Source organism: Okeania sp. SIO2F4, assembly GCF_010672385.1.
Taxonomy (GTDB): Bacteria; Cyanobacteriota; Cyanobacteriia; order Cyanobacteriales; family Microcoleaceae; genus Trichodesmium.
On sequence record NZ_JAAHGT010000614.1, the window covers coordinates 1 to 5,914 of the forward strand.

Annotated in this window: 3 protein-coding genes and 1 pseudogene; 2 read left to right on the plus strand and 2 right to left on the minus strand. The window is 34.9% G+C overall.

Features of this window, described 5'->3' with window-relative positions:
* Positions 1 to 519, minus strand: a pseudogene (locus tag F6K22_RS28770) (2OG-Fe(II) oxygenase); the annotation flags it as partial.
* A 404-nt stretch (positions 520 to 923) separates the two neighbouring features.
* Here F6K22_RS28770 and F6K22_RS28775 point away from each other — a divergent pair.
* The gene (locus tag F6K22_RS28775; protein WP_293105958.1) at positions 924 to 1,847 is read left to right on the plus strand and encodes a nucleoside hydrolase; all 924 of its coding nucleotides are present in this window, start codon (positions 924 to 926) and stop codon (positions 1,845 to 1,847) included.
* Between the two features lie 882 nt (positions 1,848 to 2,729).
* Complete coding sequence (locus F6K22_RS28780) at positions 2,730 to 3,812, plus strand: ATP-dependent 6-phosphofructokinase (RefSeq protein ID WP_293105960.1); 1,083 nt, start codon at positions 2,730 to 2,732, stop codon at positions 3,810 to 3,812.
* A gap of 761 nt (positions 3,813 to 4,573) precedes the next feature.
* Here the strand turns inward: F6K22_RS28780 and F6K22_RS28785 are convergent.
* Positions 4,574 to 5,716 carry a M14 family zinc carboxypeptidase gene (locus F6K22_RS28785; protein WP_293105963.1) on the minus strand — a complete coding sequence of 381 codons (1,143 nt, stop codon included), beginning with the start codon at positions 5,714 to 5,716 and terminating at the stop codon, positions 4,574 to 4,576.
* Positions 5,717 to 5,914: the final 198 nt, after the last annotated feature.

A 5,914-nucleotide genomic window follows, 5' to 3' on the forward strand; every position in this document is an offset into this window, starting at 1 on the left:
TATTTTGCTTTGAATAAGTGCTGATAATTCAGGAAAATATTGTGAAAATAGTACATAAGATTGGCGATATTTATCTGCTTTAGTTGTTGTGGTTGATTCAATATATTGGTCTTGTTTTTGAATTGCCTCCTCTATAGCCTTTTGATTGTCTTCAGGCAATAAAAAGTTGGTAATTTCCACATAATCAGCAGGTAATAAATTAGGTTTTATTTGTATTTTTGGTGGTGCTTTACTCAACAATTTTGTTCCTAAATTATTTGTCTGTAGTTCATTGAGTTGTTGTTGAGCTGCGGATACTAATGTAGCTGGTGAGTGATTATTTTGCTGAGATAAAAGACCAGTCATTTCTAGAACTCTTAGAGCTACTGTTGCTCGTTCTTGTGCCGGAAGTTGTTGATTTTTAAGAATTTCTTCTAAAGTATCAATTGACTGGTGTAGTAATTTGTTTACCCTTTCTGTGGCAACAATATTTTGATGATTAAAATTGCTATTTTTGTTTACTTTTGGTTCTGTGTACATAATGAAACTTGATAATTTACTAGAAGCTTGATGATACTTTACCTTAATAGTTTATCTTATTGATTTGCAGATGAGATGTATGTAGATACTTAAGTTAATATTGAATTCTCAAGGATATGTCTCAACTTCTCCTAAAATTACATAGAAATTAGCAGTTATATCATGTCTGGTTAAATAGTTATAATTAGAGCTTCGTAGTAGGGTTTTAGTTCCAAGTATAGATATTGCTCAAGCCCTACTACAAACCATATACTTTTTTATCAATAATCATCCAGACATGATATTAGCCATTATCAGCTTTTTTACTTTTCTATCTTTGTCTTGCTTGAGCAGGTTGCTTATTCTAACTTACACTTACTAAGAAACCCTATATAATTCTGATTGAAATCTAATTTTTAATATCTATGTCTAAAAAACTTGTACTGATGGATCATGACGGTGCTGTAGATGATTTTCTCTCCACTGTTTTACTAATGACCATGGAAAATGTTCAACCTTTAGGAGTAATTGTAACACCTGCTGATTGTTATATTGAACCTGCAATTAGTGCCACTAGAAAAATTTTAGATTTAATGGGTTGTTCTGATGTTCCAGTCGCAGAAAGTACAGTCCGTGGTGTTAATCCTTTTCCAGTTTTATTTAGAAGAGATTCTTTTGCAGTTGACCATTTTCCAATTTTAAATGAGAAAGAAAATATTGATACTATTTTAGTTTCTGAATCTGGTCAAAATTTCATGGTACGAGTTTTAAAATCTGCACCGGAACCAGTTACATTAATAGTAACTGGTCCCTTAACAACTGTTGCTACAGCTTTAGATATTGCTCCAGAAATTGAATCAAAAATTCAAGAAATTGTCTGGATGGGTGGTGCATTGAATGTACCTGGAAATGTGAGTAAAGATATGGAACCTGGTCAAGATATGTCTGCTGAATGGAATGCTTATTGGGACCCGTTTGCGATTGAGAAAGTCTGGCAAACTCAAATTCCAATTGTACTTTGCTCGTTGGATATTACTAATAATGTTCCCCTAACTTCTGAATTTTCTCGCAAATTAGGCAGGCAAAGAAAGTATCCTATTTCTGATTTCGCCGGACAATGTTATGCCTTGGCAATTTCTCAGGATTATTATTTTTGGGATATTTTAGCAACTGGTTATTTAGCACATCCAGAATTTTATCAACTAAAAGAATGGGAAACTGTAGTTATTACAAAAGGTGTCAGTCAAGGTCGAATAAAAGTAGAAGCTGGTGGGCGGAAAATTATGGCAATGGAAAAGGTGGATACAGAGAGTTTTTATCGTTATATTCTTCAACAATGGGCGCGGTAAAATCAATTAACAATTAATAATTAATAATTACCTTTAAAAATAAGATTTATAGCAATCGGGAATCAGTTGTGAGAATTGAAGATTTCTTAAAAAGATAGAACATATAGCAATCAGGAATCAGATGTGAGAATTGAAGATTTCTTAAAAGAAGAGAGTATACCGGTTATCTTATTCATTTATATACATTTTTTCCTTGTTCTATGCTCCCTTTTCCCAGTTAAGTGTTCCCTAAAAATATCCAATATCTCACAACTGAAATATGATTGCTATAGCAGTTATCTTATACCATTTTCATAAAATATTGCTACAGTGACATAACAAGTAAAAGGAGATAAAAAACGCCGGAACCAGGAAAAATAAATAGACTAAAAATTGAGGAAAAAACTTTAAGTTTGACAATAAATGCAAGCCATAAAGTATTAAACTGTAGGAATAAATCACAAATTAGAATGTAACAGCCTTTTTTGAATTTGGTATTATTCATATATATTCATTTTTTTCTTCTTTTCTTCTTTTCTGTTACTCAAAAATTGTGGTTAGTAGCCTCCCTTTTGAAGGGGATAAAAAGCTTGAGAGATACTGAGGAAACCTAGCCATATCTAATCGACCAAGAGAAAAGAGAATATTCGCCAAGGTCAAGCCTCCTTATTGCAGAGGTACTGATAACTGATAACTGATAACTGATAACTGAAATGACCTATTCCCTAAAAGTCTCCAATATCTCACAACTGAAATATGATTGCTATAGTTTGAGTATAGTTAATTAATGTGAAAAACTATAGAAATACTGACAATTGATTGGTAAAATCAACTCGGCAGTTTCCACATCATAGTTGAAACTGTCAAAAATTCATATTTTCTATTATAGATAAAATCATAATTATGGTAGAGCACAAACGTATTGGTATCCTGACCAGTGGAGGAGATTGTGCAGGCTTAAACCCCGCAATTCGGGCAGTGGTGTATCGTGCTGTGGGAACTTACAGTTGGGAAGTTATGGGGATTCGCCAAGCTACTCAAGGATTGATGGAGCGTCCGCCACAAACACTCAAACTAGAGATTGAAAAAATTGACCCATTACTGATGTCAGGTGGGACAATTTTAGGCACTACAAATAAAGGCGACCCTTTTGCCTTCCCAATGCCAGATGGTACTTTGCACGATCGCTCTGAAGAAATTATTGAGGGTTATCGTTTACTTGGACTTGATGCTTTAATTGGTATTGGAGGCGATGGTAGTCTGGCTATCCTCCGCAAACTTGCTCAACAAGGGAACTTAAATCTAGTGGGTATCCCCAAAACTATTGATAATGATGTTAGCTGTACTGAGCTGTCTATCGGTTTTAATACTGCTGTCAAAATTGCCACAGAAGCACTAGACCGTTTACATTTTACTGCTGCTAGTCATAGCCGCGTTATAATTTTAGAAGTAATGGGGCGGGATGCGGGTCATATTGCTCTGAATGCTGGTATTGCTGGTGGTGCAGATGTGATTTTGATTCCGGAAATTCCTTACAAAATAGATAACATTTGTAGCTATATCCGCAAACGTCAAGATTTAGGCAAAAATTACTCTTTGGTTGTTGTAGCAGAAGCAGTGCGGACTGAAACAGGGGAGTTGGTGACACAAGATGATTTATTCGGTAAATCTCGATATGGTGGTATTGGACATTATCTAGCGGATAAAATCTGTGTTTGTAGTGATGCGGAAACTCGTGTTACGGTGTTAGGTCATATTCAACGGGGGGGTGTTCCTTCCCCCACCGATCGCTTAGTTGCTTCAGCTTTTGGAGTAGCAGCAGTCGATCTGATTGCTGAAGGAAAATATGACGAGATGGTAACTTGGCAAAATCGACAAGTTGTCAGTGTGCCAATTGCAGAGGCGATCGCTAAGTACAGAGCAGTAGACCCTAATGATACTTTGGTCAAAACTGCTCGGGGTATGGGTATTTGTTTGGGAGATTAAATTGTCACTCTAGGAACTAAACTGTAGAAAATCATGACAGTTAAATTAAAGAATTTTTCCGAGATAATTTTCTGAATTTACAGGATAGTTTATTGTTTGTTTCTTTATGAATATTTATGAGGGTTAGGATACCAAACCCCTACTATTTTCTCCATCAATATTTATATAAAATCCGGTTATATAATATATGTTGATAATTCTATAATTAGGATTTGTGCTCAAAAGTCTTTTTGTTGAGGTAGGGAGTAGGGGCGAAGAGCGAATCGCCCGTACAGGAGTAGTTAAGAATTAGGAGGAGCAGGGAGTTGTACAAGAGGTAGTCGTCGATCATAGCCACTTAAATTTTCTGCCTCGCGTTACTCCAAAATGCTAAATTTTTCCGCTTTATTAACACAAAAGCTGGTACTTTTTTGAGACCATTAGTTTCTCAAACCATTAGAATGTAAATGCTTTTATATTTAATCAGCAAGCCCTAATTACTTCAATATTTAATCTTCCCATCTCCCCATCTCCCCATCTCCCCATCTCCTTGTATCAAATCCGGTAGTATCAGTATAAAAAAGCAGAGAAACCGGGGAAAGTATCAAATTCCCTAGTACGGACGTTGCATGCAACGTCCCTACCATTGACCTCCCACAAATCCGGTTTCTTGTTACTCCGAAGCAAGCGGATTTGATATTATCTCCCCATCCCCCCATCTCCCCATCTCCCCCAACCATATAATGTATTCAACCGGATTTGATATTACGGCGGTGGGGAAACTAAACCCCTATCATAATTCCTAATACATAATCTCCTTGATTGACAGAATGATTGGTTGAATTATCTAAAATTAAACCATCTGTTTCTGCCAAAACATCTATTACTTTTGGTAACTCTTGATTTTTGTTGAAATTCAATATTTGATAAATTCGCTGATTTTGTTTAACAATTTTACCCGGTTCGACTCTATTTTGTATCATGCCACCTACCGGAGCATAATAACGTTTCATATCTTCTCTATAAATTAAATTTATTTGGTTATTTAATGTTTCAGTTAAGGGAAATCCTGCTATTTTTAATATCCCTTTATTAGCTAAATAATTTTTCACTCCCTGAATACCTTTTGCCACTGATTCGGGATTCATTTTCATTCCAGAACCCAATTCTAATGTCCATGATTCTATGTCAAATTGAATTGGTTTCCCTAAATCTTTAAAACTCCTTTCTAAAGCTAACCAAGGCTTCAAAAATGCTTCATCAAAAGCATCTCCATCATATTCTCCATCTCTCATTAAAATTCCATAATCTAGGATAAATAATTTAGCACTTTCTTCCCTACCATGAAAGCAATAAAGATAATCTAAACTTTGATTTGTTGAGCTGTGTAAATCGATTACATAGTCTGCATCTAAACATAATGATTGAAGTTGATATCTATATTGTTTATAGAAAGGTGTACTACTAGGAGAATTAATTGTTTCTAACTGCTGATGAAAACTAGCTAAAATTTGTTGGCGATAGTTATTTTTTATTTCAGTTTCTGTTAAATCAATTTGAGTTTGAGCAAAAGCATCAATATCTACATCTTCCTTTTCATAATCCCAAAATATCCGGTTCCAATCTTTGCCATCATAACTATTATATCTACCTGAAGAAAATTGATGCGATCGCGCATTAACTCCTTCGGGATTACACACAGGTAGTAATAATATTTCTCCTATTAGTTGACTATTATCCAAAGTCATTAAAAATTCTATCAAGTTATGAATAACAGCATTACCACTTATTTCTGCTCCATGTAAATTTGCTTGTATATAAGCTTTTTTTCCCGTTTGACTTCCAGTGAATTTATAAATTTGTAAATACAGAAAATCCCCTGAAGCAAGTTGTCTTAAAGGTATAGTATAAATATTTGGTTTCATCAATTTTTTTTAAGTAATAGAGAAGTAGCGCAGTATCTTGCTTGCGATACCAATAGGGTGCGTTATACGGCTAAAATTTATAGCGCTACTTGAATCGGGAACACTTAACTGGGAACAGGGAACAGTAAACTGTTAAAGGGTTTCAGCATTGTGAAATGTCCTAACCTTTGCTTCGACTGCTATAAGCTGTGAAAGGCA

Bases quoted from the DNA above. Each gene is read 5' to 3' on its own strand.
- F6K22_RS28775 (WP_293105958.1), top strand. From the start codon at position 924: ATGTCTAAAAAACTTGTACTGATGGATCATGACGGTGCTGTAGATGAT.
- F6K22_RS28780 (WP_293105960.1), top strand. From the start codon at position 2,730: ATGGTAGAGCACAAACGTATTGGTATCCTGACCAGTGGAGGAGATTGT.
- F6K22_RS28785 (WP_293105963.1), bottom strand. From the start codon at position 5,716: ATGAAACCAAATATTTATACTATACCTTTAAGACAACTTGCTTCAGGG.